At 62.5% G+C, this 24,743-nt stretch carries 18 protein-coding genes; 13 read left to right on the forward strand and 5 right to left on the reverse strand.

Annotated features, from left to right (window positions below; genetic code table 11):
• Nucleotides 1-89 precede the first annotated feature (89 nt).
• From ACP15N_RS17420 to ACP15N_RS17450, 7 genes are read left to right on the forward strand one after another with little or no spacing between them, the layout of a single operon-like run.
• The gene (locus tag ACP15N_RS17420; RefSeq protein ID WP_425093621.1) at nt 90-926 is read left to right on the forward strand and encodes an FAD binding domain-containing protein; all 837 of its coding nucleotides are present in this window, start codon (nt 90-92) and stop codon (nt 924-926) included.
• A complete protein-coding gene (locus ACP15N_RS17425; RefSeq protein ID WP_425093623.1) occupies nt 919-3,666 on the forward strand; it encodes a molybdopterin-dependent oxidoreductase in 2,748 nt (915 codons plus the stop codon). Before ACP15N_RS17420 ends, ACP15N_RS17425 begins: the two co-directional genes overlap by 8 nt.
• Nucleotides 3,659-5,149 (forward strand): 6-hydroxynicotinate reductase, encoded by a 1,491-nt coding sequence (locus tag ACP15N_RS17430; protein WP_425093624.1) that lies wholly within the window; start codon nt 3,659-3,661, stop codon nt 5,147-5,149. The genes ACP15N_RS17425 and ACP15N_RS17430 overlap by 8 nt, the downstream gene beginning before the upstream one ends.
• A complete protein-coding gene (locus ACP15N_RS17435) occupies nt 5,146-6,003 on the forward strand; it encodes a UPF0280 family protein (RefSeq protein ID WP_425093625.1) in 858 nt (285 codons plus the stop codon). Before ACP15N_RS17430 ends, ACP15N_RS17435 begins: the two co-directional genes overlap by 4 nt.
• Nucleotides 5,996-6,577 (forward strand): amino acid synthesis family protein, encoded by a 582-nt coding sequence (locus ACP15N_RS17440; RefSeq protein ID WP_425093626.1) that lies wholly within the window; start codon nt 5,996-5,998, stop codon nt 6,575-6,577. The genes ACP15N_RS17435 and ACP15N_RS17440 overlap by 8 nt, the downstream gene beginning before the upstream one ends.
• The gene (locus tag ACP15N_RS17445; protein WP_425093627.1) at nt 6,574-7,158 is read left to right on the forward strand and encodes an amino acid synthesis family protein; all 585 of its coding nucleotides are present in this window, start codon (nt 6,574-6,576) and stop codon (nt 7,156-7,158) included. Before ACP15N_RS17440 ends, ACP15N_RS17445 begins: the two co-directional genes overlap by 4 nt.
• Entirely contained in the window at nt 7,155-7,610 is a 456-nt protein-coding gene (locus tag ACP15N_RS17450) for a MarR family winged helix-turn-helix transcriptional regulator (protein ID WP_425093628.1), read from the forward strand. Before ACP15N_RS17445 ends, ACP15N_RS17450 begins: the two co-directional genes overlap by 4 nt.
• Nucleotides 7,611-7,651: 41 nt before the next feature.
• Here ACP15N_RS17450 and ACP15N_RS17455 read toward each other — a convergent pair whose 3' ends face one another.
• Nucleotides 7,652-8,815, reverse strand: coding sequence for an amidohydrolase family protein (locus tag ACP15N_RS17455; protein WP_425093629.1), 1,164 nt, complete (start codon nt 8,813-8,815; stop codon nt 7,652-7,654).
• 224 nt (nt 8,816-9,039) lie between these two features.
• Between ACP15N_RS17455 and ACP15N_RS17460 the strand changes: the two genes are divergently transcribed.
• The 6 genes from ACP15N_RS17460 to ACP15N_RS17485 all read left to right on the forward strand — a co-directional run bounded on the left by ACP15N_RS17460 (nt 9,040) and on the right by ACP15N_RS17485 (nt 15,574).
• A complete protein-coding gene (locus ACP15N_RS17460; RefSeq protein ID WP_425093630.1) occupies nt 9,040-10,107 on the forward strand; it encodes a Rieske 2Fe-2S domain-containing protein in 1,068 nt (355 codons plus the stop codon).
• Between the two features lie 51 nt (nt 10,108-10,158).
• Nucleotides 10,159-11,370, forward strand: a complete 1,212-nt coding sequence (locus tag ACP15N_RS17465) for an ABC transporter substrate-binding protein (RefSeq protein WP_425093631.1) — start codon at nt 10,159-10,161, stop codon at nt 11,368-11,370.
• Between the two features lie 72 nt (nt 11,371-11,442).
• Nucleotides 11,443-13,323, forward strand: coding sequence for an ABC transporter permease (locus ACP15N_RS17470; protein ID WP_425093632.1), 1,881 nt, complete (start codon nt 11,443-11,445; stop codon nt 13,321-13,323).
• On the forward strand, nt 13,320-14,096 hold the full coding sequence (locus ACP15N_RS17475; RefSeq protein ID WP_425093633.1) for an ABC transporter ATP-binding protein: 777 nt from the start codon (nt 13,320-13,322) through the stop codon (nt 14,094-14,096). Before ACP15N_RS17470 ends, ACP15N_RS17475 begins: the two co-directional genes overlap by 4 nt.
• Nucleotides 14,089-14,790 carry an ABC transporter ATP-binding protein gene (locus ACP15N_RS17480; protein WP_425093634.1) on the forward strand — a complete coding sequence of 234 codons (702 nt, stop codon included), beginning with the start codon at nt 14,089-14,091 and terminating at the stop codon, nt 14,788-14,790. Before ACP15N_RS17475 ends, ACP15N_RS17480 begins: the two co-directional genes overlap by 8 nt.
• A 109-nt stretch (nt 14,791-14,899) precedes the next feature.
• Nucleotides 14,900-15,574 (forward strand): lipase family protein, encoded by a 675-nt coding sequence (locus ACP15N_RS17485; protein WP_425093635.1) that lies wholly within the window; start codon nt 14,900-14,902, stop codon nt 15,572-15,574.
• Between the two features lie 359 nt (nt 15,575-15,933).
• Here the strand turns inward: ACP15N_RS17485 and ACP15N_RS17490 are convergent, their stop codons facing one another.
• From ACP15N_RS17490 to ACP15N_RS17505, 4 genes are all read right to left on the reverse strand, one after another.
• Nucleotides 15,934-16,812, reverse strand: a complete 879-nt coding sequence (locus ACP15N_RS17490; RefSeq protein WP_425093636.1) for a transglutaminase family protein — start codon at nt 16,810-16,812, stop codon at nt 15,934-15,936.
• A gap of 3 nt (nt 16,813-16,815) precedes the next feature.
• Nucleotides 16,816-19,233 carry a circularly permuted type 2 ATP-grasp protein gene (locus tag ACP15N_RS17495; protein ID WP_425093637.1) on the reverse strand — a complete coding sequence of 806 codons (2,418 nt, stop codon included), beginning with the start codon at nt 19,231-19,233 and terminating at the stop codon, nt 16,816-16,818.
• On the reverse strand, nt 19,230-22,562 hold the full coding sequence (locus ACP15N_RS17500; RefSeq protein ID WP_425093638.1) for a DUF2126 domain-containing protein: 3,333 nt from the start codon (nt 22,560-22,562) through the stop codon (nt 19,230-19,232). The genes ACP15N_RS17495 and ACP15N_RS17500 overlap by 4 nt, the downstream gene beginning before the upstream one ends.
• Nucleotides 22,563-22,696: 134 nt before the next feature.
• Nucleotides 22,697-24,268 (reverse strand): cation:proton antiporter, encoded by a 1,572-nt coding sequence (locus ACP15N_RS17505; RefSeq protein ID WP_425093639.1) that lies wholly within the window; start codon nt 24,266-24,268, stop codon nt 22,697-22,699.
• Nucleotides 24,269-24,743: the final 475 nt, after the last annotated feature.

Here is a 24,743-nt window from a genome sequence, read left to right on the forward strand (position 1 = left end):
AAGGGCTGTCCGGACAATTCCGTTGACAGCCGTGGATCGCCCTTCATACCATTTGCATGCAAACGAATTTCCGAAAGAGGGAATCGCCGATGTCCGCCTCGTATTTTGCGCCACAATCGCTTGATGAAGCGATCGACCTGATGGCGGCGCATGCCCCAGCGGTCATCGCGGGCGGCACGGACTATTTTCCATCCCGAGGCCATGCGCCCCTGAGCCAGAGCATACTGGACATCACCCGCATGCCGGAGTTGCGGGCGCTGGCGGTGTCGGATGATGGCTGGCGCATCGGGGCGGCCACAACCTGGTCGGAGATTGTCCGTGCGAACCTGCCCCCCGCGTTCGACGCTTTGCGCGCCGCTGCGAAGGAAGTCGGCAGCGTGCAAATCCAGAACGCGGGCACGGTGGCGGGCAACTTGTGCAACGCGTCCCCCGCAGCGGACGGGGTGCCACCGCTGTTGGTGTTGGACGCCGAGGTGGAACTCGTTGGTCCGAGCGGGCGGCGGCGCCTGCCGCTGGCGGATTTCCTGAAGGGCCCGCGCACAACCGACCTGCGGGCCGGCGAGATAATGGTGGCCCTGCATGGCCCGCCCGTTCCGGAGGGCGCCACGTCGGCTTTCGAGAAACTCGGTGCGCGGCGGTATCTTGTGATCTCCATCGCGATGACTGCGGTCCTTGTGGTTTTGGACAAGTCTGGCCTGATTGCGGAGGCGCGGGTCGCCGTGGGAGCCTGTTCGCCGGTCGCACGCCGTCTACCGGTACTGGAGGCGGCGTTGGTCGGCCAATCGCCCGCTGATGTTCGGATTGATCCGGTCGGTCTTGCGGACCTCTCTCCGATCAGTGACGTACGTGCCGATGCACGCTACAGGTCCGAAGCTGTGCCACATCAGATCGCACGTGCCTTGCAGAAGGCGGCTTCAGGTGGATAAGCGCGTCGGTCTCGACAGTGTCAGCTTCATGCTCAACGGGTCCGCGGTGATGGCGCGCCCGCTGCCGGGGGAGCGGTTGTCCTACAGTCTGCGCGAGCGCTGCGGGGCGCGCGACGTCAAGGTCGGCTGCGACGCAGGAGATTGCGGGGCGTGCACTGTCTTGCTGGACGGCGCTGCGGTTTGCGCCTGCCTGACACCAACCCATCAGGCCGAGGGTCGCAGGGTCGAGACGCTGGCCGGCTTGCGTGGATCGGATGATGCAGCAGATGCCTTGGCCGAAAGTTTTGACGCGCATGGCGCGGCACAGTGCGGCATATGCACGCCGGGCATGATGGTGTCGGCACTGGCCCTGTTACGGAGCGGCGCACCGATCAGCGAGGCATCGGTGCAAGATGCACTGGGTGGCGTTCTGTGCCGCTGTACCGGGTATCGCAAGATCATCGATGCGGTGCTGGAGGCCGGCCAAGCGCATCCGCTGCCGTCCGGCGGTGGGCGCATTGGCCAGCCGATCCGGCGGCTCGATGGTGCGGGCAAGCTGGACGGGACTGAGCGTTTTGGCGACGACGTCGCGCCGGTGGATGCACTGCACCTGCGTGTGATCCGATCGCCTTTCCACCGGGCGCGGTTCGACCTGGGCTACCTGACCGGCTGGGCGGAGGCCACGCCCGGCATCGTGACCATCCTGACCGCTGCCGATATACCGGGTAAGGCCACGTTCGGCGTGATCCCGGCCTTTGCAGACCAGCCGGTCTTCGCCGTGTCCGAAACCCGCTTCCGCGGAGAGGCGGTGGCGGCTGTGATCGGCACTGCGTCGGCGCTCCAGATGCTCGATGAAACGCAGTTGCCCGTCACATGGGAGGAACTGCCCGCCGCTCTGTCCATGGGGGAGGCGCTGGCGCCCGGGGCGGTGGACTTGCACGCCGACCGACCCGGCAACGTGATGTGCAAGGGGTTTGTGTCCTGCGGGGATGCAGATGCGGCGCTGACGGCGGCGGCGGTCACTGTCGAGGGGTCTTTTACGACCTCATTTGTCGAACACGCGTATATCGAGCCCGAGGCGGGCTTCGCGCAGATGGTCGACGACCGGCTGGAAGTGCACGCCTGCACCCAGGCTCCGGTGATGGACCGGGAGGCTCTGGCGGATATCTTGGGTCTGCCCGAAAGCGCCGTGCGTGTCGTGCCCACGGGCGTCGGGGGCGGGTTCGGGTCGAAGCTCGACCTGTCAGTGCAGCCCTATATCGCATTGGCCGCCCTCAAGACCGGACAGGCCGTGCGGATGGCCTACAGCCGGACGGAGTCGATGCAATCGACCACCAAACGCCACCCGGCCCGCATCACGGCTCGTATCGGTGCAACTTCCGATGGGAGGTTGAAGGGCATGACCTTTGACGGCCAGTTCAACACTGGGGCGTATGCCAGTTGGGGGCCAACGGTTGCCAACCGGGTGCCCGTCCATGCTTCCGGGCCCTACAAGATCTCCGACTACCGCGCACAGGCGCAGGGCATCCACACGCATTGCGTGCCGTCAGGGGCGTTTCGCGGCTTCGGTGTACCGCAGTCCGCGGCCGTGCAGGAAAGCTTGTTCGACCTTCTGGCGGACAAGCTGGGGATGGACCGGCTGGAGTTCCGCATCCTCAATGCGCTGGAAAACGGAACGCCCACGGTATGTGGACAGGTGTTCGAGAGCGGCGTTGGCATCCGCGCTTGCTTTGCGGCGTTGCGCCCAGCCTGGCAAGGCGCGTTGGCCGAGGTGGCAGCCTGGAACAAGACCCATCCCGCGCAGCGCCGCGGTGTCGGCGTTGCAGGCGGGTGGTATGGCTGCGGCAACACCTCTCTACCAAATCCGTCGACCATGAAATGCGGCGTGCGCGCGGATGGAACGCTGATCCTGCATCAGGGTGCGGTGGATATCGGGCAGGGATCGAACACGGTGATCGCGCAGATCTTTGCCACGACCCTTGGTGTGCCGGTGGACGCGGTCACGCTGATCGGCGCGGATACGGATGTTACACCCGATGCTGGCAAGACCTCGGCCTCGCGCCAGACTTTTGTATCCGGCAATGCCGCGCGGCTCAGTGCCGAGGCTTTGCGGGCGGACATCCTTGCGCGGGTCAATGCCGACAAGACCGCCAGTCTGCGCTTCGAAGGGGATGTGATCGAGATCCGCGATGCCGCCAAGACTCATCGCCTCGCGCTGTCTGATCTGCCATGCGACGCGCAGGGGTACGTGCTGCACGCAGAGGAAACCTACGATCCACCCACCTTGCCGCTAGACGCGAACGGGCAGGGCCATCCCTATGCGCAATTCGGCTATGCCGCGCATCTGGCGGTGGTCGAGGTTGACAAGGACCTCTGCACGGTCCAGCCGCTGCGGATCGTGGCGGCCCATGACGTCGGGCGCGCGATCAATCCGCAGCTTGTGGAAGGACAGGTGCAGGGCGGCGTTGCACAAGGGCTCGGTATGGCGCTGATGGAAGAGTACCTGCCGGGGCGCACCGACAACCTGCATGACTACCTGATCCCCACAATTGGTGACATTCCGCCCATCGAGACGCTGATCATCGAAGAACCCGACGCGCACGGTCCTTTCGGTGCCAAGGGCCTGGGCGAACATGCGCTGATCCCTACGGCGCCGGCGCTCCTGAACGCGATCCGTGATGCAACCGGTGTGCAAGTCACCGATCTGCCTGCCACGCCTGCGCGATTGCGCGCCAAACTGAGGGAGCAGACAGATGGCTGATGGTCCCTCAAAAACCGGCAAGATCCGGTGCGATGCCTGTCCTGTCATGTGCTACATTGCGGATGGCAAGACCGGTGCGTGTGATCGCTATGCCAACCATGACGGAGAGCTTGTCCGGCTGGACCCCCTGACGATCATCGAGAATACGTCGCACAAGCTTGTGCCGTTTCTGGGCGAAGGCGGAGGCGAGGACTGGGATGGTGACATCGTTCACTCCGACCGTCCGTTCGTGACGGCCGTTGGTGCGGGCACAACCTATCCCGATTACAAGCCCGCCCCGTTTATCGTGGCGCAGGACATCGAAGGCGTGGACATGGTGACGGTCGTGACCGAAGGCATTTTCAGCTACTGCGGTGTAAAGGTGAAAATCGACACCGACCGCCATATCGGACATGAGTGCGACATTGTCCGCGTGGCCGGAGAGTCGATCGGTCATGTCATGACCTCGGAATACGGCTCGAAGATGCTGTCGCTCGGGGGTGTCGAGCATTTGACCGGCGGCACGAAGGCCGAAGGGCGTGTGACCTGCGATGCGCTGCTGCGGTTGTGCAACCGCGAGCCGGTCGAGATGCGTATTGGCGATGGCGATCACGCAACCGACCTGATCGTGCAAGCGGGCGAGGCACCGATTATCAACGGGGTGCGCGAAAAGCTGATGCGGGTTGGCTGTGGGTCGGCGGCGATCGGCATGTTTGCCAAGCAATGGATGGGCCATGTGGACGAGGTGGTGGTGGTCGACGACCACATTACCGGCGTGCTGAGCGAGCATGAGGCGGGCAAGCAGCTTGAGGTCCCCAAGACCGGTATCAAGATCAACGGCCGCCGCTCGACCCCGGGGCGGTATTTTCAGGTGGCGGAGCCCGGCACCGGCTGGGGTGGTACGGATATCGAAGATCCATTGACCATCCTTGGCCCCTGGAACCCCAAAGTGGCCTGGCCCGGCTTGCGGTTGCTGATGGTGTCCACCACGGGCGAGCAATATGCCTATTTTGAGCTGCGCGAGGATCTCGTGCCAGAGCCGCAGGAGATTCCTGCCAGGCTCAAGGCCTCCGCCGATCTGATTGCCGAGAACTGCGAACCCTCGGTATCGTCGGTGCTTTTCATGGGGGGGGCAGGCGGGTCTTTGCGCGCGGGCGTAACCGAAAATCCGGTGCGTCTGACGCGATCGGTGAAGGACTCGCTGACCTATGTGTCCTGCGGCGGAGCGGAAGCCTACGTCTGGCCCGGCGGCGGCATCACCGTCATGGTGGATGTGCTGGATATGCCGCAGGGCTCCTTCGGGTATGTGCCAACGCCCGCGCTGGTCGCCCCTATCGAGTTTACGATGCGGGTCGATGATTACGATACACTGGGCGGGCACATGGACGAGATACGCAGGCTCGACACGATCCCCATGGCGGCGGCGCGCAAGGTGGCGCAACTCTCGGGCCAACCCGATCCGATGGATCACGCGAACTACCCTTGGGCACGGGGGCGCAAATGAGCGCGCAGGCGCGCTTGTTGCCCTGCGGCACACGCCTGCATTTGCAGCACGGGCCAATCGACCTGATCATCGGGGCAGACAGCCCTGCGCGCAATCGCGCTTTCAGCGCGGCAAGGGCTCGGTTCGAAGGGCTTCTTGAAGGCCTGGTCGAAGAACTGCCGCTTTTGCGCAGCGCCATTTTCCCGGACACCCCCTTTCCGTCGGGACCGGTCGCGCAACGCATGATGCGCGCCGTGCGCCCATTTCAAGACCGGTTTGTCACGCCCATGGCCGCGGTTGCGGGCGCGGTCGCCGACGAGGTTCTTGCCGCGATGTCTGTCAGTGCCGAATTGAGACGCGCATACGTGAACAACGGCGGTGATATCGCGCTGCACCTGGCACCCGGCGAATGTTTCGTGACTGCGATGCAGGACATGGCAGGTGCCGACTTGGGCAGGATCGACATAGCCGCAGGACAGGGCGTTGGCGGGGTCGCCACTTCGGGCCGCCATGGACGCAGCCTTAGTCTCGGCATTGCCGACAGCGTGACGGTTCTGGCTGACACCGCAGCCGCGGCGGACGTTGCGGCCACGCTGATCGCCAACGCGGTGGACCTGCCGGGCCACCCGGGTATTTCCCGAACCGCAGCGCGTGTTCTGGAGCCGGACAGCGATCTGGGCGCGCGACCGGTTGTGACAGGTTGTCCCAAGCTGTCCCTTGCGGAGCGGGCGACGGCTTTGCAAAACGGACTGCACATTGCCAAAACCATGGCACAAGCGAGCCTGATCCGCGCGGCATCGCTGCATTTGCAAGGGGAAACCCGCGTTTTTGGCGCGGCCATCACTCTCAATAACAGGACTCACGAACATGCCTGACGTCATCTTGCGGAAAACCGTGCTTTTGCTGGAGGAGATCCTGCACGAGGGTGGCCCGCCGCGCGGTACTCCGGCACGGCGAGGCGCCGTCATGGCTGTTATCCACAACCCATTCGCGGGCGGATATGTCGAAGATTTGCAACCCTTCATGGAAGATTTGAAACCGCTCGGGTTACGGATGGCGCGAAAGCTTGCGGACGCACTCGGTGGTCCGGACCGGATCGAAGGATATGGCAAGGGGGCGATCGTGGGGTCAGAAGGTGAAACGGAACACGGTGCGCTTTGGCATGTACCGGGCGGGTACGCGATGCGTGAACTTCTGGGCGACGCCAAGGCCATCGTGCCCTCCACCAAGAAGGTCGGCGGGCTTGGTGCGCGGCTTGACGTGCCGGTCACGCATATCAATGCATCTTATGTGCGTGGCCATTTCGACGCGATTGAAGTGGGTTGCAACGATGCGCCGCGCGCCGACGAATTGGCATTGATCCTAGTGATGACCACGGGCGCACGCATTCACAATCGGATGGGCGGACTGGAGGTCAAGGATATCAAGGGAGAGGACGGGCTGAGATGAAAGCGAACATCCGCAAGATTGCCGTGCAGGTCGAGGAAACGCATATCGAAATGGGACGCCAGATCGAACCGGCGACGCGCAAGGCCGTGGCCGTGGCGGTCATCGAAAACCCCTTTGCCGGAGTGTATCATGAGGACTTGTCCGAGTTGATGGAGATCGGCGCTGAACTGGGCGGTTTTCTGGGAGAGAAATGCGTGGCCGCCCTTGGCATCGCACCGGAAGCCGCCGAAAGCTTTGGCAAATCGGCCATGGTCGGCGAGGCCGGCGAGTTGGAACATGCCGCAGCGATCCTGCACCCCAAGCTTGGCGCGCCGTTGCGCAAGGCGGTGGAGAAGGGTGCTGCCCTCGTGCCATCCTCCAAGAAAATGGGCAGCCCGGGGCAGGTGCTTGATGTGCCACTGGGTCACAAGGATGCAGCGTACGTGCGCAGTCACTTCGACGGGATAGAAGTCAGCCTGAACGACGCGCCCCGCGCGCGCGAGATCATGGTGGCTGTGGCCGTCACGGATTCCGGTCGCCCCCTGCCGCGGGTGGGCGGGCTCAAGGCCGAAGAAGCCCAGGGCGAGGATGGGCTGAGGTGAGCATCAAGGCGGCATTTGCGGATGATCCCGAAGCGCTGCTGGGGTCCTACCGGTTGGACGAGCAGGTCGGGTATCTGCTGCGCCTCGCCGGTCAGCGGCACGCGGCGATTTTTCAGGCCCATACGCTGGAGGGACTGACGGCAACGCAGTTTGCCACGCTGGTTCGCCTTGCCGAAAACGGGGCCTGTTCACAGAACCAGTTGGGTCGGCTGGCGGCGATGGATATTGCCACGATCAAGGGCGTTGTCGACCGGTTGCGGCAGAAGGGCCTCGTTTGCACCGCGCCCTCCAGCGACGACCGCCGTCGCAGCATCGTCTCGCTGACGGACGAAGGAACGCGCATGCTGGGGGCCATGATCGAAGCGGGGCGGGCCATCACCGAGGAAACACTTGCGCCCTTGAACCCGTCCGAACGGCGCAGCCTGCTCAAGCTGTTGCGGAAGTTGGGCTGACCTGGAACCGCAGTCTTTAGCGGCTCTGCGCGAAGGTGTGTTCAGACAACTTCCGGCAAGCGCTGAGCAGGTGGTGTATTTCGGCTGCGCAGGCTTGTGACCTTGCCGTCGATGATCGTCATCCCGACCCCGGGCAGGTTGCCCAGTTGGACTGACTCCAGCAGGCTCTTGCCGGGCGCATGTTGCGCCTGATCCATCAGCACGAAATCAGCAGACCGCCCGGCCTCGATCAGCCCGACATCCAGATCGCGCCGCCGCGCGGTGTTGCCATTGGCAAAGCAGAACGCGATCTCCGCGGGTACATCGCCCAGGCTCGACAACATCGCGACCATCCTGAGGATACCAAGCGGCTGCACACCGGACCCCGCCGGCCCGTCCGTGCCGAGGATGATCTGATCGAGCTTGTCCAACTCGCGCGCCGTGTTGAGCGTCAGCAAGGCCGCACGCTCGTTGCCGTTATGCACGATTTCGAGCGCGGCAGTGCAATTCTCGCACAGGCAGACAATCTGGTCGTCCGGCAAGGCCGAATGGCCCCCGTTGATGTGGCCGACCACATCCGTTCCTGTCTCCAGCACCATGTCAGCGTCGATCAGGCCGGATCCCGGGATCGAGGGGCCGCCGGTATGGATCGTGCTTTGCATACCGTATTTGCGCGCCCAGCCGATCATCTTGTTGGCGGTCTTTCCGTCCTTTACGGTGCCAAGTCCTACCTCCCCGATCAGCCGCACGCCAGCCGCGGCCATTTCCTTGAAATCCTCTTCCTCAAGGCCCTGTTGCAGCAGCGGCGCACCTGCGTGCACCTTCATGCCAGACGGGCGCAGATTGTCGTACCAGCGCTGTGCGGCGATCGCCATCGCCTTCGTACCAACAGGATCGTTGGGGCGCCCCGGCATATGCACCTCGCCCGCGGAGATCAGCGTCGTCACCCCGCCGTGCAGGGTGGAGTCGATCCAATGTAGCTGTTGCTGGCGGGGCGTGTAGTCGCCCACGACCGGGTGCACGTGGCTGTCGATCAGGCCGGGCGCCAGCGTCACACCCTTGGCGTCCACCGTCACATCCGCGCCTTCGCAGTCCAGATCGGCCTCGCGCCCCCATGCGGTAATGCGTCCGTCGCGCGCGATCAGGCAATCGCCGTCGAGGATCGGCTCCTCCATCTTGCCCGACAGGATCATTCCGATGTTCTTGATGACCAGTTTCTCGCCCATGGGCCAACTTTCTTCGTCTTCAGACCGCGCACCCGCCAGTATGCATAGGTGCAAACACAAGAAAAGCTTAGAAATCCGCGCCACAGGGCCAAATTCCGCCCGGCGCGCGGGCAGCGTTCGCGCCAGGGGCAATATGTTCGTATGCAAATGAAATTATCATTTGACATCGAATGTTCTTTTGCGCCTCAATTCAATGTGGAGGCGCTGCAAATGACCCGCATCACATGAGCTTTGTCCGGAATGCCTGGTATGTCGCGGGCTGGTCGCGCGACTTTGGCGAGCCGCTGCGCGCAGTGGAAATCCTCGGACAGCGACTGGTGATGTTTCGCACCTCAGACGGGCGCGTGAAAGCCCTCGAAGATCGCTGTCCCCACCGGCTCCTGCCCCTGTCCAAGGGCAAGCGGATCGGCGATACGATCCAGTGCGGATACCACGGGATGACCTTTGACGGCTCCGGTCAGTGCGTGCGCGTGCCGGGTCAGGACAACACGCCCAAAAGCGGCTTTGTCGAAACCTTCTCAGTTGAAGAGCGGCATAATATCGTCTGGGTGTGGATGGGTGATCCGGAGCGGGCGGATCCATCGACGATTTTTGACATGCCGGAGTTTTCCAGCCCCGGCTGGCATGCCCATCAGGGCGAGGCGCTGCATATCGAGGCGCATTACCTCAACGTCGCAGAGAACCTCGTGGATCCGGCGCATGTCAGTTTCGTGCACCCGACCACCTTGGGAAGCGCGGCGTCGGAGAACGTGCCCGTGCATGTTTCCACCGGCGGCGACGTGATCACGGCGTGGCGCTGGATCCGCGATGCACCGCCGGTTGGATTCTTCCAGAAGTTCGGGGGGTTCAACGGTCACGTCGATCGATGGCATTACTATCACCTGCACCTGCCATCGACCGCGGTGATCGACTTCGGCTCCATCGCCACGGTGGAAAACTGCGCGGAAGACGACCGGGACCGGGGCGTGCGGATCTTTGCCCTTCACTTCGTGACCCCGGTAAACGAAGATTACACCATCGACCATTGGATGCATCTGCGCAATTCGGCGCTCGGTGACGAGGATGCCTCTGCGCAGATGGACGCGATGTTCAAGGTCGCGTTCGCCGAGGACAAGGCAATCCTGGAGGCCGTCCACGACAACGAGAAACGCCCGCAGCGCCGCCGACCCATTCGCATCGCAATCGACAAAGCGCCAAACGTGTATCGCAAGCGCATCCGTGATCTGGTTGCCGCTGAGTCCACAGAGGATCTGGGCGAGCCGGAAGGCGCGAGTTTCGTTCACCATGATTGATGATAACGGCTGAGAAACAGCTGAAATTCCGAGTTTTCAGGAGAGGACCACATGCAACGCAAGACATTTCTCAAAGGGCTGCTGGCCGCTGGTGCGGTGGCGGCACTCCCCCTCAGCGCCGTGGCACAAAGCGGTGAGCCGATCATCATCGGCGAGATCAACCATTACAAGCGCATGGCCGCGTTTGCCGAACCCTACAAAATGGGCATCGAACTGGCGATAGAGGAGACAAATGCGGCAGGTGGGGTCTTGGGCCGCCCGTTGGAATTCATCTTTCGTGACGACCAGGGCGAACCGGGCGAGGCGGTGAAAATCGCCGAAGAACTGATGACCCGGGACGGCGCCGTGATGCTGACGGGCACGATCCTGTCGAACGTCGGCCTCGCGATTTCAAGCTTCGCCGGCGAGAAGGGCTATGTGTACCTTGCATCCGAGCCGCTGGCTGACAGCCTCGTTTGGGCAGCGGGCAACCCCTACACGTTCCGTTTGCGGTCTTCGACCTTCATGCAGGCGGCAATGCTGGCAGAGGCGGCAGCCAAGACCGATGCGATGCGCTTTGCAACGATTGCGCCGAACTACGCCTACGGCAAGGACGCGGTGGCGGCGTTCAAGGAAAATCTTCTCAGGCTGAAGCCGGATGCGGAGTTCGTGGCCGAGCAATGGCCAGCCTTGTTCAAGATCGACGCGGGCGCCGAGGTACAGGCGTTGGAACGCGCAAAGCCAGATGCAATCTACAACGTGACTTTCGGCCCGGACCTGGCAAAATTCGTGCGCGACGGGACGGATCGGGGCCTGTTCGAGGGGCGTGACGTCTACGGCCTGTTGTCCGGAGAGCCTGAATACCTCGACCCGCTGGGGGATGAGGCACCCGAGGGTTGGACCGTCACCGGGTTTCCCTGGTATGATTTGGAGGACGGTCCGGATGGTGCATTCGTGAAGGCATATCAGGCACGCTTTGACGATTACCCGCGCCTTGGCAGCATCGTCGGATACATGACGGTACAAAGCATCGTCGCCGCATTGGAAAAAGCCGGATCGACTGAAACCGAAGCAATCCGCGAGGCCTTCGAAGGTCTGGAAGTTGCCAGCGCCATGGGCCCGATTATTTTCCGTGAAATCGACAACCAGTCCACCATGGGGGCCTATGTGGGCACCACTGCGCTTCAGGATGGCAAGGGTGTCATGGTCGACTGGGAATACAAGGATGGCGCCAATTACCTGCCATCGGACGAAGAGGTGCGCGCGTTGCGCCCGTCGCAGTAACGCCGCCACCAACAGCGGGGCCGGGCCATCGACCGGCCCCCGCATGCGCACTTACTCATCTGACAGGTCTACATGGAATTCTTCGTCGCGCAGATCCTGACGGGGCTGGCAAACGCAAGCTCCCTGTTCCTTGTGGCCTGCGGTTTGTCGCTGATCTTCGGTGTCACCCGTATCGTCAATTTCGCCCATGGCAGCCTCTATATGCTGGGCGCGTATATCGGCCTGACGCTGATGGAGGCGCTGCCGGGCCATTTTGGCTTCTGGGGCTCGATCCTTCTCGCAGGCATCGCCGTGGGATTGATCGGTGTGGTGATCGAGATGCTGGTACTGCGCCCTGTCTATCGCGCGCCGGAGCTGTTCCAGCTTGTCGCGACCTTCGGCGTCATTCTGGTGATACAGGACCTCGCGCTGCTGATCTGGGGGCCCGAAGACCAGCTTGGCCCGCGCGCCCCGGGCTTGCGCGGCGTGTTCCGCATCATGGGAGAACCCATCCCCAAGTATGATATCGTGCTGTTGGTGATCACGCCGATCATCGCGCTGGCGCTATGGTGGGCAATGACCCGCACCCGACTGGGCGTTCTGGTACGCGCGGCCACGCAAGACCGCGAGATGGTGGGCGCACTCGGGGTCAACCAGGCGTGGCTCTTCACCGGTGTCTTTGCGCTCGGGTCTGCTCTGGCAGGGCTGGGCGGTGCGCTGCAATTGCCCAAGGGCGGGGCAGACCTGTTGATGGATTTCACCATTCTGACACCGGTCTTCGTGGTCGTCGTCATCGGTGGCATGGGATCGCTGCCGGGGGCGTATCTGGCAGCGATTATCATCTCTGTCCTCAACGTGTTCGGCGTCACCTACATCCCGCAATCGACACTCGTCCTGATGTTCATCGTGATGATCGTGGTTCTGATGATCCGTCCCTACGGTCTGTTCGGGCGTGAGGAGGTTGCCGGCGAACACGGTCAGGTTGGCGAACCGGAAGAACCCATAAAACCGGCCTCCGCGCGCGTTCGGGCATTTGTTGCGGCCGGTCTGATCCTTCTGGCACTGCTGCCGCTTTTTGGAAGCAACTTCGCGCTGGTGTTGACCACGGACATCCTGATTTTCTGCCTCTTTGCGGCCTCGCTGCATTTCCTGTTGGGTCTGGGCGGCATGGTCAGTTTCGGGCATGCGGCCTACTATGGCGGCGGCGCCTATGTCGCGGCCCTTCTGGTGACATGGACCGAGACGCCCATGGAACTTGCTTTCCTGCTGGCGCCCCTAGGGGCGGGGCTGATCGCCATCGTCGTGGGCTGGGTCTGCCTGCGATTGACAGGCGTTTATTTCGCCATGCTGACGCTGGCCTTTGCGCAGTTGCTCTGGAGCCTCGTGTGGCAATGGCAGGAGGTGACGGGCGGCGACGATGGCCTTGTCAACATCTGGCCCGCGGACTGGCTGAACGACAACACCATATACTTCTATTTCGCGCTGATCCTGTCTGTCGGGGGCATTCTGACCTTGCGCCACGTGGCCCATTCGCCCTTTGGCTACGCGCTGCGCGCGGCGCGCGACAGCAAGCGCCAGGCAGAGGCGACGGGGATCGACACCCGCCGCGTGCAGTTGCTGGCGTTCACCTTCGCGGGCTTCATGGGTGGCTTGGCCGGTGCGCTCTTTGTCTTCTCGAAAGGCAGCGTTTTTCCCAACGAGCTTGAGATCGTGCGCAGCTTCGATGCGCTGATCGTGGTTTTCCTTGGCGGGGTCAAAACCCTCGCGGGCGGGGTTGTCGGAGCAGGGTTCTTCAAGGGAGTTGAAGACCTGCTGACCCGGTTCGAGTACTGGCGATTGGTCATGGGTCTGCTGATCATCTTCGTCGTCGTGGTTGCCCCCGAAGGCATCGTCGGCAGCCTGCGCCGTGCCTGGCGCCGCTTCGGCCCCGGCGATAGCCACGCTGAAAGCCCGGCGGAGGAACGCCGAACATGAGTGCAATTCTGGAAACCCGGGGCCTGACCAAGACGTTCGGCGGAATCATCGCGGTAGACGACGTGTCTTTTGCACTGCAAAAAGGCGAACTGCTGGCGTTGATTGGCCCCAACGGCGCGGGCAAATCGACATGTTTCAACATGTTGATGGGGCAACTGCCCCCCACCTCCGGAGAGGTGTTTCTGGACGGAGAAAAGATCAACGGCCTTGGCCCCCGCCAGATCTGGCGGCGCGGTGTCGGTCGAACCTTTCAGATTACCGCCACCTATGCCTCGATGACCGTGGTGGAGAATGTGCAAATGGCGCTCCTGTCCCATAACGGCGAGATCTTTCGCATATTGCCCTTTGCGCACCGTATGCACCGTGACCGGGCCTTGGCGCTGCTCGATATGGTCGGGATGGCGGCGCAGGCTGACCGGCACTGTGCTGTGCTGGCATATGGCGATTTGAAAAGGATGGAACTTGCGATTGCGCTGGCGCATGAACCCAAGCTCTTGCTGATGGACGAACCCACTGCGGGAATGGCCCCGCGTGAACGGGTGGCCCTGATGGAACTGACCGCGCGCATCGTGGAGGAGCAGGGCGTGAGCGTCCTGTTTACCGAGCATGATATGGACGTCGTGTTTGCCCATGCCCATCGCATCATGGTCCTGAACCGCGGCGCGCTGATTGCCGAAGGCAATGCGGGCGAAATCCGCGCCAATCCGCTTGTTCAGGAAGTCTATCTGGGTGGCGGTACTGTTTTCGGTGCAGCGGAGATGACCGATGCTTGAGGTTGCGGGCGTCAATTCCTTTTACGGCAAGGCGCATGTGCTGCGCGATCTGAGTTTCGAAGCGCCGCGCGGTCACGTCGTGGCACTGTTGGGGCGCAACGGCGCAGGCAAATCCACGACGATGAAATCGATCATGCAGCTTGTGCGACCTGCCTCCGGTCGGATCGTGTTTCAGGATACCGAGATCATCGGCCTGCCGGCGCATAAAGTCGCGAAAATGGGTCTGGGCTATGTGCCGGAAGATCGCCGTGTCTTTACTGACCTGACGGTCAGCGAGAACCTGCTCGTCGGTCGACAGCCCCCGCGGGACGGCGCGCCGACATGGACCGAGGAGATGCTGTTCGACCTGTTCCCGAACCTTGCCGAACGGCGCAACAACCGTGGCAAAGCCCTATCGGGGGGGGAACAACAGATGCTGACGATCGCGCGCACCTTGATGGGGAACCCGTCCTTCATCCTGCTCGACGAGCCGTCCGAGGGCGTGGCCCCGGTTATTGTTGAACAGATGGTCAAGGTGATCGCGCAACTCAAATCCGAAGGTCTGACCGTGCTGTTGTCCGAACAGAACCTGCATTTCGCCCAGGCGGTCGCCGATCTGGTCGTGATCATCGAAAGCGGTGTTCAAGTCTACCATGGCACATTGGCGGACCTCAAAGCGCACCCCGAGATCCGCGATACCTACCTCGCGGCCTGAGCGCCTTGGCACCCGCGCTGCCAAGAATACAAAAATTGACGTGATCCCAAGAGTTTGAAACACTCGGTCCACTTGAAGAGCATTTCAAAGACTTTTTGGAGGACTGGATTTGGCCACGGTTTATGAACTCGGACGGCTTTCAGAAGCCGTTTACGACGACGCCCCCTTGGTGTCGGGTTGGCAAACGGGCAAGGTCCTGAAGTCCAGTACGATAGGGTCACTTCAGGCGGCCCTGTTCACCAAGGGCACGGAAAAAGTGGTCGCCTTCAAGGGAACCTCCGAGGCCATGGATGTCGTGGCCGACCTGAAAATCGGGACGGGCTGGAACTCCACGTATTTTTCCGAAGCCGAACAGTTCTGCGCCAACTACGCAAACAGCGGCAACGTCCTCGTGACCGGGCACTCCTTGGGCGGTGCAATCGCGCAGATCGTCGGAAACCGGCGCCGCTTGCCGTTTTGTTCGTTCAACGCGCCTGGTGTCGCCGTGATTGCGTCGGCGAACCTGTCGACGGCGACCCCACACATGTCAGCCGTTCGCGTCGCGGGGGGACTCTTGAGCGTTCTCCGTCATCCGCAACAGGCATTGCGGGACATGCGGTCCGCGTTCTACGTGGTGGAGGGCGTGAATTTTCGCTTGTCGGGCGACGTTGTAAGCCAGATCGGGCTCCATTACGGGCCAATCATCACCTTACAGGGGTCCGGACTGAACCAGCACGGCATATCGTTGATGAACGAGGTGCTCCGCGCGCGTGGCTACGACCAGATTCCATTCGCATCCCCGTAGGTTTGTCAGCCCGACTGCGCGCGCCGGGTCTCGATGCGTCGCAAGGTCAGGTGCGGCGATCCGTTCTTTTTCTGGGCAAGGTGCTCCGAGGCCCGACCGAACACGCGGGCTGTCTGCTCAAGATCGGTCTTCGTCAGCGCCCGTGACGGGGAGAGGTTCCCCGGAGACCTGAAAACACCCTGCGACCGGAGGGTCGAAGTCCTAACCGTGGTCTCTTGTGGGTCGCGATGGCGGCCGCGCGGTGCACCCAATTTCCGTCATCTCCCGAATGGCCAGGTTCACGGCAACACGCCGTCGGGAACAACAATCGCCTGAGAAACACAGCCGATGCAAACAGCAGACGCTATCGGCCGCGCGGGCTATCCGAGGGCGACAACATCCACCGACTGCGTGTTGGTCTGGTCGCCCGAGGATCGCAAGTGCCCGATCACGGGGGACGCGTCGGCGTAATCGCGCCCATAGCCCACCACGATGTGATCTGTGCCGGCAATCGTGGCATTCGTCGGGTCGTACTCCAGCCATCCGTGCTCTGCCCCGCACCACGCCTTGACCCAGGCATGCATGGCATCGGCCCCTTCGAGACGGACGCCACCCTCCGGCGGGAGGGTCCGCAGGTAGCCGCTGACATACCCGGCAGGAATACCGAGGGATCGCAGCGCGAGGATCATGATATGGCTGAAATCCTGACACACGCCGCGCCTGAGCCGAAACGCCTCCGGCGCATCTGTATCCACGGTCGTGGCTTCGGGGTCGAAACTCATCGCGTCGTGCAAAGCCTGCCCCAACCGGATTACATGGCCTGCGGAACTGTCCCCCGCCTGCAAGATACCTTGGGCGAAATGCGCAATCTCAGAGTTGGGCGACAAGCGCGGCGAAGGGCCCAGAAAATGCAGGGGCGAGCCGGGCTCCAGGCCTTGATACGCCTCCCATTGCTGGCGCAGTTGCGCAAGATCGGGGGACAGGTCCAGCCAGTCTGTCCGCGTCGACAGCTCAACCCGGCTGGTCATCCGGATCGTCATCTGGTCGTGCGGGTCGCCATGCGAGACGGTGGTCGTCGCATTGCCGAAAAAATCCATCCCGGCGCTGCGTTCGTCCGGGGTTGGGGATACCTCTATCAGGTGGGCAGTGACGCTCTGGCGCCCGGGGATCGACCGGGGCAACACGCGTATCAAGTGGCGACTGCTTCCGGCCGGTTGCGCATAGTGGTGTGAGATGCTGAGACGAATGTCATACTTCATGGGCTAGACCAGATGCCCTTCGCTCAACGCGGTCGAGATGTTCCAGATGTCCTCGCGCAGCTTCATCAGCCCATCGGGTGTGATCTCGGAGGCGGTGCTGGCCGCGAGGCGCGTCTCCACCATGAGGGCGCGGCGGGCGGCGTCGCTGAGAATATGGCGCGGCCCGGTTTTGGGCAGGTCGTCGATATGGTTTTTGGCGCGCGAGACATGATAGCGAACCGAACGCGGGTTCTGGGTATCAAGGCACAGCAGGTCCGTGACGGATGGGCCATGGGCCCAGATTGAAAACCGGGTGCGATACGCACCGACGCTGTCTCCGATCTCCAATGCGAGATCGAGTGCGCCGTCGGGTGCCTTCGGTGCCGTAAGCGCAGACAGGATCGCGCACATGTTCGCGGACCGCTCAAGCGATAGCCCGAGGCTGAGAAAGCGCCAGCCATCGGTACGATACATGTTTTCGTGCACTAGCCCTGCAAATCCGGTGACCTGCCGCAGAAGCGCGCTGATTTCGATCGCGATCTCATCGGGTTGAATAACCCTGCTGTCGAGTTCCTGTGAGTTTGCGACCAGCGCCCGCATGGCCATCATCCCGTCCGGAGAGAACCGGTCGCTGATCCGGGAAGCCGATTGCAGCCCCAGCTTCAACGGCGCGTTGAAGGTTTCGGCCATGGCATTGGCGTCGGGGTCCGCATCATTCATCAGTAGCGCGCGGACATAGGTGAGCGAGGGATCTTCGTGGCTCGCGCCGTCCGATATACGCGCATGGTAGGCCCGAAAGAGCCGCATGAAATGCTCTGCCCGTTCGACGTAGCGGCCAAGCCAGAAAAGGTTGTCCGCAGCCCGGCTGGGCAGCGTCGGATCGGCCAGCCGCGATGCGCTGATTTTGACGCTGTCTGACAGCAGCGTATGCTTGTTCACCGACGTGTCGCTGACGACCCAGACATCGGCAACCTTGCCGCCGCGTTGCATGGTCAGGGCCTTGGCGTCCTCGCCTGCGCTGATGCGGGCGTAGCCGCCGGGCATCACATCCCACCCATTGCCGTTTCGGCACAGGAACACCCGGACACACATCGGGCGTGCCACGAGGGTGCCGTTCTCGAAAGCCGGGGTGGTGGACAGGGTCACGGCTTCTTGCCCAACAAGGTCGCGGCCCGCGTCCCGCAGCAGTTCCTGCATGCGCTGTGCGCCGGGGCCGTCGAAATCGCTGCCAAGCACGGTTGTCCCCAGATCCGCCATCAACGGTGTCGTCGAAAACGCAGACCCCACCATCATGCTGTCGCGGTGGGCGAGCACGTGGTCGCGCTGGCTGTCCTGTCCGCACCACCACGTCGCAATGTTCGGCATGGATAGATCGCGCCCCAGCCGTCCTCTGGCGATCTTGGGGAAGAACGCCATCAGGGCGCGGGTTTCCAGCACACCGGCACCAAGCGCATTCACGGTTTTCAGCGATCGCGCCCGCAACGCCTCCAGCAGGCCCGGGGTGCCCAGCATCGAACTCGCGTCCAGTTCCAGCGGGTCGCACATGGCGCTCGGGACCCGGTTCCACAGCAGGCTCAGCGGTTTCAGTCCGGCCACCGTTCGCACCATTGCCTTGCCGTTTGAAACGATAAGGTCTTCGCCCTCGACCAGCAGCAGGCCGAGATACCGGGCAATGTATGCATGCTCGGCATAGTGTTGGTTCATCGGTCCGGGCGACAGCAGGGCGATCGCCCCATCGGCGCGCCCCTTGAGATTGAAGAGGTTCTGCTGAAAAGACCGAAAGAACCCCGCAAGCCGGTGCACATTCGCACCCTTGAAGAAGTTCGGGAATACGCGGCTCATCGCGATGCGGTTCTCGATCGCGAACCCGGCGGTGGAGGGAGCCTCGATCAGGTCGCTGATCACCCACCACTTGCCATCCGGGCCGCGCCCGATCTCGAAAGACAGGAAATTCAGGTAGTTCGTGCCTGGTGCACCTTGCCCGACGAGGGGCCGCAACCAGGCTGGGTTCTGGCTCAGCAGGGTGGCCGGTAGCTGCCGCGAGGCGACGAGCTCGTTGGCGCCGTAAAAGTCTTGGACAATGTGTTCCAGCAGGTCTGCGCGTTCGATCAGACCGGCGGAAATGCTGGTCCATTCAGCCTCGTCCAAGAACACCGGAACGTGGCTGAGGGGCCATTCCCGTTCGGTGGACAGGCTCTCGTCATACTGGCGGTAGAGCACCCCGGCATCCTGCAGGTAGCGATCCCCGCGTGCGAACCGCTTGGTCAGCTCCTCTGGGCTCAGCCGACCGAGATGATCAATGAACGGTTTCCAGACAGGCTTTACCGTCCCGTCCGGCGCCATCATCTCGTCGTTGACGCGTGCCTCTCCACTGCCCTGATTGGCATAAGCCCAGAGCATGTCACTCTGCGAATCCGAAAGGTCTCCGGGCGTCTGGGTCATGTCAGTCCGGGCCTCCGCCGCAGATCGAGGGTCATGGGAAACTCGCGGTGCGGTTGTTCGCGGACGGGCACGAAGTCACTCGGGGTATGGCCCATCGCCTCGAACCGGCTCAGGCGGCGGGCTTCGGCCTCGTTGCCATTGACAGGGAAGGTTTCGAAACTGCGCCCGCCCGGATGCGCGACGTGATATCGGCACCCGCCGAGCGACCGTTCGGTCCAGGTGTCGTAGATGTCGAAAGTCAGCGGCGCGTCTACCTCCAGAACCGGATGCAGGGACAGAGCCGGTTTCCACGCCTTGTAGCGTACGCCGCCAACATGCACGCCATTCTTCGCCGTTGCGGTCAGCGGCACGGCGCGGGTGTTGGCCGTAACGATATAGCGGTCCGGGCTGGGTGCTGTCAGCGTGACCTGCAACCGCTCGGAAGAGCTGTCGGTGTAGCGCACGGTGCCGCCGATGGCCCCGGTTTCACCCAGCACATGCCAAGGCTCCAGAGCCTGGCGCAGTTCCAGATGGACCCCCTCATACTCGACCTCCCCGCAGAAAGGGAACCGGAATTCGGACTGTGCCTTGAACCAGTCGGGATCAAGGCTGAGGTCATGGGCGCGCAGATCAGCGAGCACATCCTGAAAGTCTTCCCATACGAATGCGGGCAACATGAAGCGATCGTGGAGTGTTGTGCCCCAGCGGATCAACGTGCCACTGATCGGGTTCTCCCAACATCGCAGGATGATCGCACGTAAAAGCACCTGTTGGGCGAGGCTCATGCGGGGGTTTGGGGGCATCTCGAACCCGCGGAATTCCACGAGCCCCAACCGCCCTGTCGGACCATCGGGGGAGAAAAGCTTGTCTATGCAGATCTCTGTCCGGTGGGTGTTGCCGGTCACGTCGATCAGTGCGTTGCGCAGCAGTCGGTCGGTCAGCCACGGCGGCGGCGGCGTGCCCTCGGTCGGCGGCCAGATCTGGTCCAGCGCAATCTCCAGCTCGTAAAGGGTGTCGTGGCGCGCCTCGTCAATTCTCGGGGCCTGACTGGTCGGGCCGACAAACGTGCCCGAAAAAAGGTAGGACAGGCTCGGGTGACGCTGCCAGAACAGAAGCAGGCTTTTCAGCAAGTCGGGACGCCGCAAAAACGGGCTGTCGTTCGGCGTCGCACCACCCACCACCACGTGGTTGCCGCCGCCGGTGCCGGTGTGGCGTCCATCGATCATGAACTTGTCCGCGCCAAGCCGGGTCTGGCGGGCTTCCTCGTAGATGATCTCGGTCGTGGCGACGCAGGCCTCCCAACTCGCAGCGGGGTGTATGTTCACCTCTAGCACGCCGGGGTCCGGGGCAACACGGATCACATCAACCCGTGGGTCGTGCGGCGGCGCGTACCCTTCGATCATCACCTTGTGACCGTTCTTGCGCGCGGCAGTCTCAACGGCCGCTATCAGTTCCAGATAATCCTCCAGCGTCTCCACCGGGGGAAGGAACACGCAAAGCCGTCCGTCGCGCGGCTCCACCGAAATGGCGGTGCGCACGCGGCCATCCAGATCGCCGAGGGTCTGTTCCACGACCTGTTGCCCCGCGCTGCTTTCGGTTCTGCTGGCCACTGGCAGTTCCTGTGCATCCGGGTCAGGTTCAGGGGCTTCTTCCATGTCTGGGAGCGGGTCACGCGCCACCGTAGGGTCCTGCGGGTACACGAACGGATAGTCGGTCTTGGGAATGTGTGGCAGCGCGCCGAGTGGCAGGCGATACCCTACGGGGCTGTCGCCTGAAACCAGAAAAACCTTGCCGCGCCGCAGGTTCCAAACTTCCGACATCCAGCCTTTGGCAGCGCGGGCTTGCCATCGCTGAACCGGCAGAACGTAGCCGGCCGCCGTGGTCAATCCGCGTTCGAACACTTTTGCGATCCGCGCGCGTTCCTCCGGGTCCTCCAGTTTGGAGTTCTCGGGTGTCACGTTTTCCGGCAGTCTGCCTTCCTTGACGATCCACTCTGCAGGGTCCTCATACGCAGGCAGAACGTTCTCTTCTGGCACGGCAAGGAAACGGGCGATGTGCCTGAGCAATGCCTCGGCTTCCGCCGGTCCGACGTCTTCTTGCGTGTCCTCCCGGGCCAGCAGGTCCGGATCGCGCCAGATCGGCTTGCCATCCTTGCGCCAGAACAGCGAAAACGTCCACCGCGGAAGGGTTTCGCCCGGGTACCATTTGCCTTGTCCGTAGTGCAGCAAGCCTCCGGTCGCGAAATTGCCGCGCAACCTGCGGATCAGCGTGTCGGCGAGCTGGCGCTTGGTGGGACCCACAGCATCGGAGTTCCATTCCGCGCTTTCGAAATCGTCGATGGAGACGAACGTCGGTTCGCCCCCCATGGTCAGGCGCACATCGCCCGCCTCTAGCCGTGTATCGATTTTCCTCCCGAGCGCGTTCAGATCGTCCCACGCGGTCTCCGAAAACGGCTTGGTGATGCGCGGATGCTCTGCCGTGCGTGTCACGTGCATGTCGAATGCAAACTCGACATCCGCCGCACTGGCCACACCCGAGATCGGCGCGGCGTGGCGATAATCCGGCGTGGCGGCGAGGGGAATGTGGCTTTCCCCTGCCAGCAGGCCCGAGGTCGGGTCGAGCCCGATCCAGCCAGCGCCGGGCAGGTAGACTTCGACCCAGGCGTGCAGGTCGGTGAAATCATGATCCGTGCCTGTCGGCCCGTCGAGGGCTACCAGATCGGGTTTCAACTGGATCAGGTATCCGGAAACGAAACGCGCCGCGAGACCGAGATTGCGCAGCACCTGCACCAGCAGCCAGCTTGAATCCCGGCAGGATCCCGCCGCGCGACCAAGCGTTTGTTCGGCGGTTTGCACGCCGGGTTCCATGCGGATTTCGTAGGTGATCTGCTCGGCGAGCATGCTGTTGAGCATGACCAGAAAATCGACCGTCACCATCTTTTCGCGTGGTATGCGCGCCATCAGGTCGGTCAGCAGAGGTCCGACCGGGTCCGCCCGCAGGTAAATGCTCAGATCCGGTGCAATGTCGGGGTCATAGGTGAACGGATAGTCTTTCGCCGACTCTTCGACAAAGAAATCGAACGGATTGTAGACCGACATGTCCGCGACAAGGTCCACCTCGATCTTCAGTTCGCGCACGGGCTCTGGAAAGACGAACCGCGCCAGCCAGTTGCCATAGGGGTCCTGCTGGTGATTGACGAAATGCTCCGACGGCGACACCGCAAGCGAGTGCGAGATCACGCGGGTTCGCGAATGCGGTGCAGGGCGCAGGCGGATCGTTTGCGGCCCAAGCGTGACCGGGCGGTCGTACTTGTAGTGCGTCAGGTGGTACAGGCTGGCTCGTATCGACATCGTGCTGGGCTCCTTGATCGCACTATGTCGCCTTTGCCGCGCCGCAGCAATGGCCATGCGCTGTGTCACTTTCAGGGTAAGCCGTGTCCGTGACTACCCGCCTCGGGCCGATCGGACATGCGAAACCGGTACGCCTATCCTGCAGTGCCATTTCGGGCCCTGATTTCGTCGACCGCGTGGGCGGCGAGGCTGCGGCCTGCTTCGCGCATGGTCAGATAGGTCTGATCTGCGCCCGCTTCCGAAATCATGTAGACGTGCTCTTCATAAAGCGCATGGCTGACGATCGGCCCGTCGAAGCCTTTTGCGCGCAGGGTTCGCGCGGCAATCAGCTTGGCCTCGATATCGTCCATTGCAAGGATCGCCGCCTTGATCCGCGACAGGTTCACGCTGTTCCAGAAATTGCTGTCTTCGGCATCTGCAAAGATCACGTTGCGCCCGGCCTCGACATGCGCGGCGGCCTTGTAGGTGTCCGCATCCAGCCCGATCGGGGCGTTGCCTTGTTCGGTCATGGCGTCATACGCCGACGAACCCGTGCGCCCCATTCCGAAGATCAGGACATCCGCATCGCCAAGATCGGTCGGTTGTTCGTCCGGATGGCGAACCGAGCGTTCGAAGGGTTGCAATCTGTCCTCGTATTTTTCGAACAGGGGATGCGCGAGGCGGTTCAGGGGCGCTGCCACCACAAACGACACCGATAGCGCAATTGCCAGCGGCACCAGAAATGCCTCTGCGGCGGGGATGCCGGCCGCAACGATGAGGCCGAATTCGCTATAGGCCGTCAGGGAAAGCGCGGACAGGAAAGAGGTCCGGGCGCGTAAGCCGAACGCGATCAGAAGGAAGAAGAACAAAACGCCCTTGAGCGGCAACAGGACGCCGACCGCAAGTGCAAAGACGATCGCATCCCAATCGGGCAAGCCGGACATCCCGATCGACAGGAAGAACCCGATCAGGAACACCTCCTTCAGGGACCAGAGCGAACTTGACAACTCGCTCGCCCGCGGATGGGTCGACAGCAGCAGACCCATGACCAGAGCCCCGATTTCGCCCTTCAGTCCGATCAATTCGAACCCGACACCGCCAACCACGAGGCTCAGCATCATGCCTGCGATCACCAGAACCTCGTCATGACCGGCAAGGTCAAGCATCCTGAACAGCAAGGGCCGCAGCAAGGGCGTGGCAAATATCAGCAGCGCCCACGGTCCGGGCAATTTGCCCGAGAAAATCGCTAGCACGACCAGCGCGATCACATCCTGCACAATCAGAATACCGATCGCTGTGCGCCCGTGGAAGTTCCCGAGTTCCCGTTTTGCCTCCAACATCTTTGCCGCCAAAACGGTGGAGGAGAACGCCAGTGCGATCGCCACCAGCAGCGCGACCATCCAGTCCGGCGTGAAGAACAGCCGCACGAAGGGAGTGAAGATCACGATCGAAAACAGAAAGTGCAAAAGCCCGGTGCCGACGACCTGAGGCTCGGTGATCTGTTTGACCTTCAGTTTCAAACCAACCGTAAAAAGCAGAAGTAGAACCCCGAGATTGGCGAGGTAATCCAGAATTGGTCCGGTGGCGGTGGGCATCCCGAAGGTTGGACCGAACGCATTGATGAAGAAGCCGGCGGCCAGGAAGCCGACCAGCGGCGGCAAACCTATCGGTCGCATGGCCAACCCGAAAACGAAGGCAGCGCTTATCGCAAAGACTTCGAAGACCATTCGCCCCTCGTTGTGCATGTGGTCTGCGCGTCGGCTGTGATGTACCCCGCGCGGTGTGATTGCCCGTAATTGCAGCACGTGAGGTCAAAATAAACAACAGGAACAGGTGCAAGTGCCTTGGCACGGGCCACAGCTGTTCGGAATGCCCGAAAAAGCATCACCGTCTTTGGATCGAAGGCAAAAAGAAAAACGGCCGGCCCTTTGGTTTTTGACCATTTGGGCCAGCCGTCCGCGACGCACCTTTTGGGTCTCTCTTCTGGTCAGGGGGGTGTCCGGGGGTCTGAGAGCCGTGGTGTCGGGTGGGTCGGTGTGGGGCCCGCGCAGGCAGGGAGGGGACCTGCGCGGGGGGATCAAGGCCTCGCCGGGCGGGGGTTAGCGAAGCCTTAGGGATTTGGCGGTACGCCTTAGTCGTTGGCGTTGTCGCGCTGTGCCTTCAGGGCCAGGATCTCGCCGACCGAGTACTCTGCCGGGTTCA

Origin of the sequence: Tropicimonas sp. S265A (assembly GCF_049800835.1) — a bacterium.
In the GTDB taxonomy this organism is placed as follows: domain Bacteria; phylum Pseudomonadota; class Alphaproteobacteria; order Rhodobacterales; family Rhodobacteraceae; genus Dinoroseobacter.

What these genes read in the sequence shown, in the direction of transcription:
- ACP15N_RS17420 (WP_425093621.1), top strand. Translation starts at nt 90, where the DNA reads ATGTCCGCCTCGTATTTTGCGCCACAATCGCTTGATGAAGCGATCGAC.
- ACP15N_RS17430 (WP_425093624.1), top strand. Translation starts at nt 3,659, where the DNA reads ATGGCTGATGGTCCCTCAAAAACCGGCAAGATCCGGTGCGATGCCTGT.
- ACP15N_RS17435 (WP_425093625.1), top strand. Translation starts at nt 5,146, where the DNA reads ATGAGCGCGCAGGCGCGCTTGTTGCCCTGCGGCACACGCCTGCATTTG.
- ACP15N_RS17440 (WP_425093626.1), top strand. Translation starts at nt 5,996, where the DNA reads ATGCCTGACGTCATCTTGCGGAAAACCGTGCTTTTGCTGGAGGAGATC.
- ACP15N_RS17445 (WP_425093627.1), top strand. Translation starts at nt 6,574, where the DNA reads ATGAAAGCGAACATCCGCAAGATTGCCGTGCAGGTCGAGGAAACGCAT.
- ACP15N_RS17455 (WP_425093629.1), bottom strand. Translation starts at nt 8,815, where the DNA reads ATGGGCGAGAAACTGGTCATCAAGAACATCGGAATGATCCTGTCGGGC.
- ACP15N_RS17460 (WP_425093630.1), top strand. Translation starts at nt 9,040, where the DNA reads ATGAGCTTTGTCCGGAATGCCTGGTATGTCGCGGGCTGGTCGCGCGAC.
- ACP15N_RS17465 (WP_425093631.1), top strand. Translation starts at nt 10,159, where the DNA reads ATGCAACGCAAGACATTTCTCAAAGGGCTGCTGGCCGCTGGTGCGGTG.
- ACP15N_RS17470 (WP_425093632.1), top strand. Translation starts at nt 11,443, where the DNA reads ATGGAATTCTTCGTCGCGCAGATCCTGACGGGGCTGGCAAACGCAAGC.
- ACP15N_RS17475 (WP_425093633.1), top strand. Translation starts at nt 13,320, where the DNA reads ATGAGTGCAATTCTGGAAACCCGGGGCCTGACCAAGACGTTCGGCGGA.
- ACP15N_RS17480 (WP_425093634.1), top strand. Translation starts at nt 14,089, where the DNA reads ATGCTTGAGGTTGCGGGCGTCAATTCCTTTTACGGCAAGGCGCATGTG.
- ACP15N_RS17490 (WP_425093636.1), bottom strand. Translation starts at nt 16,812, where the DNA reads ATGAAGTATGACATTCGTCTCAGCATCTCACACCACTATGCGCAACCG.
- ACP15N_RS17495 (WP_425093637.1), bottom strand. Translation starts at nt 19,233, where the DNA reads ATGACCCAGACGCCCGGAGACCTTTCGGATTCGCAGAGTGACATGCTC.
- ACP15N_RS17500 (WP_425093638.1), bottom strand. Translation starts at nt 22,562, where the DNA reads ATGTCGATACGAGCCAGCCTGTACCACCTGACGCACTACAAGTACGAC.
- ACP15N_RS17505 (WP_425093639.1), bottom strand. Translation starts at nt 24,268, where the DNA reads ATGGTCTTCGAAGTCTTTGCGATAAGCGCTGCCTTCGTTTTCGGGTTG.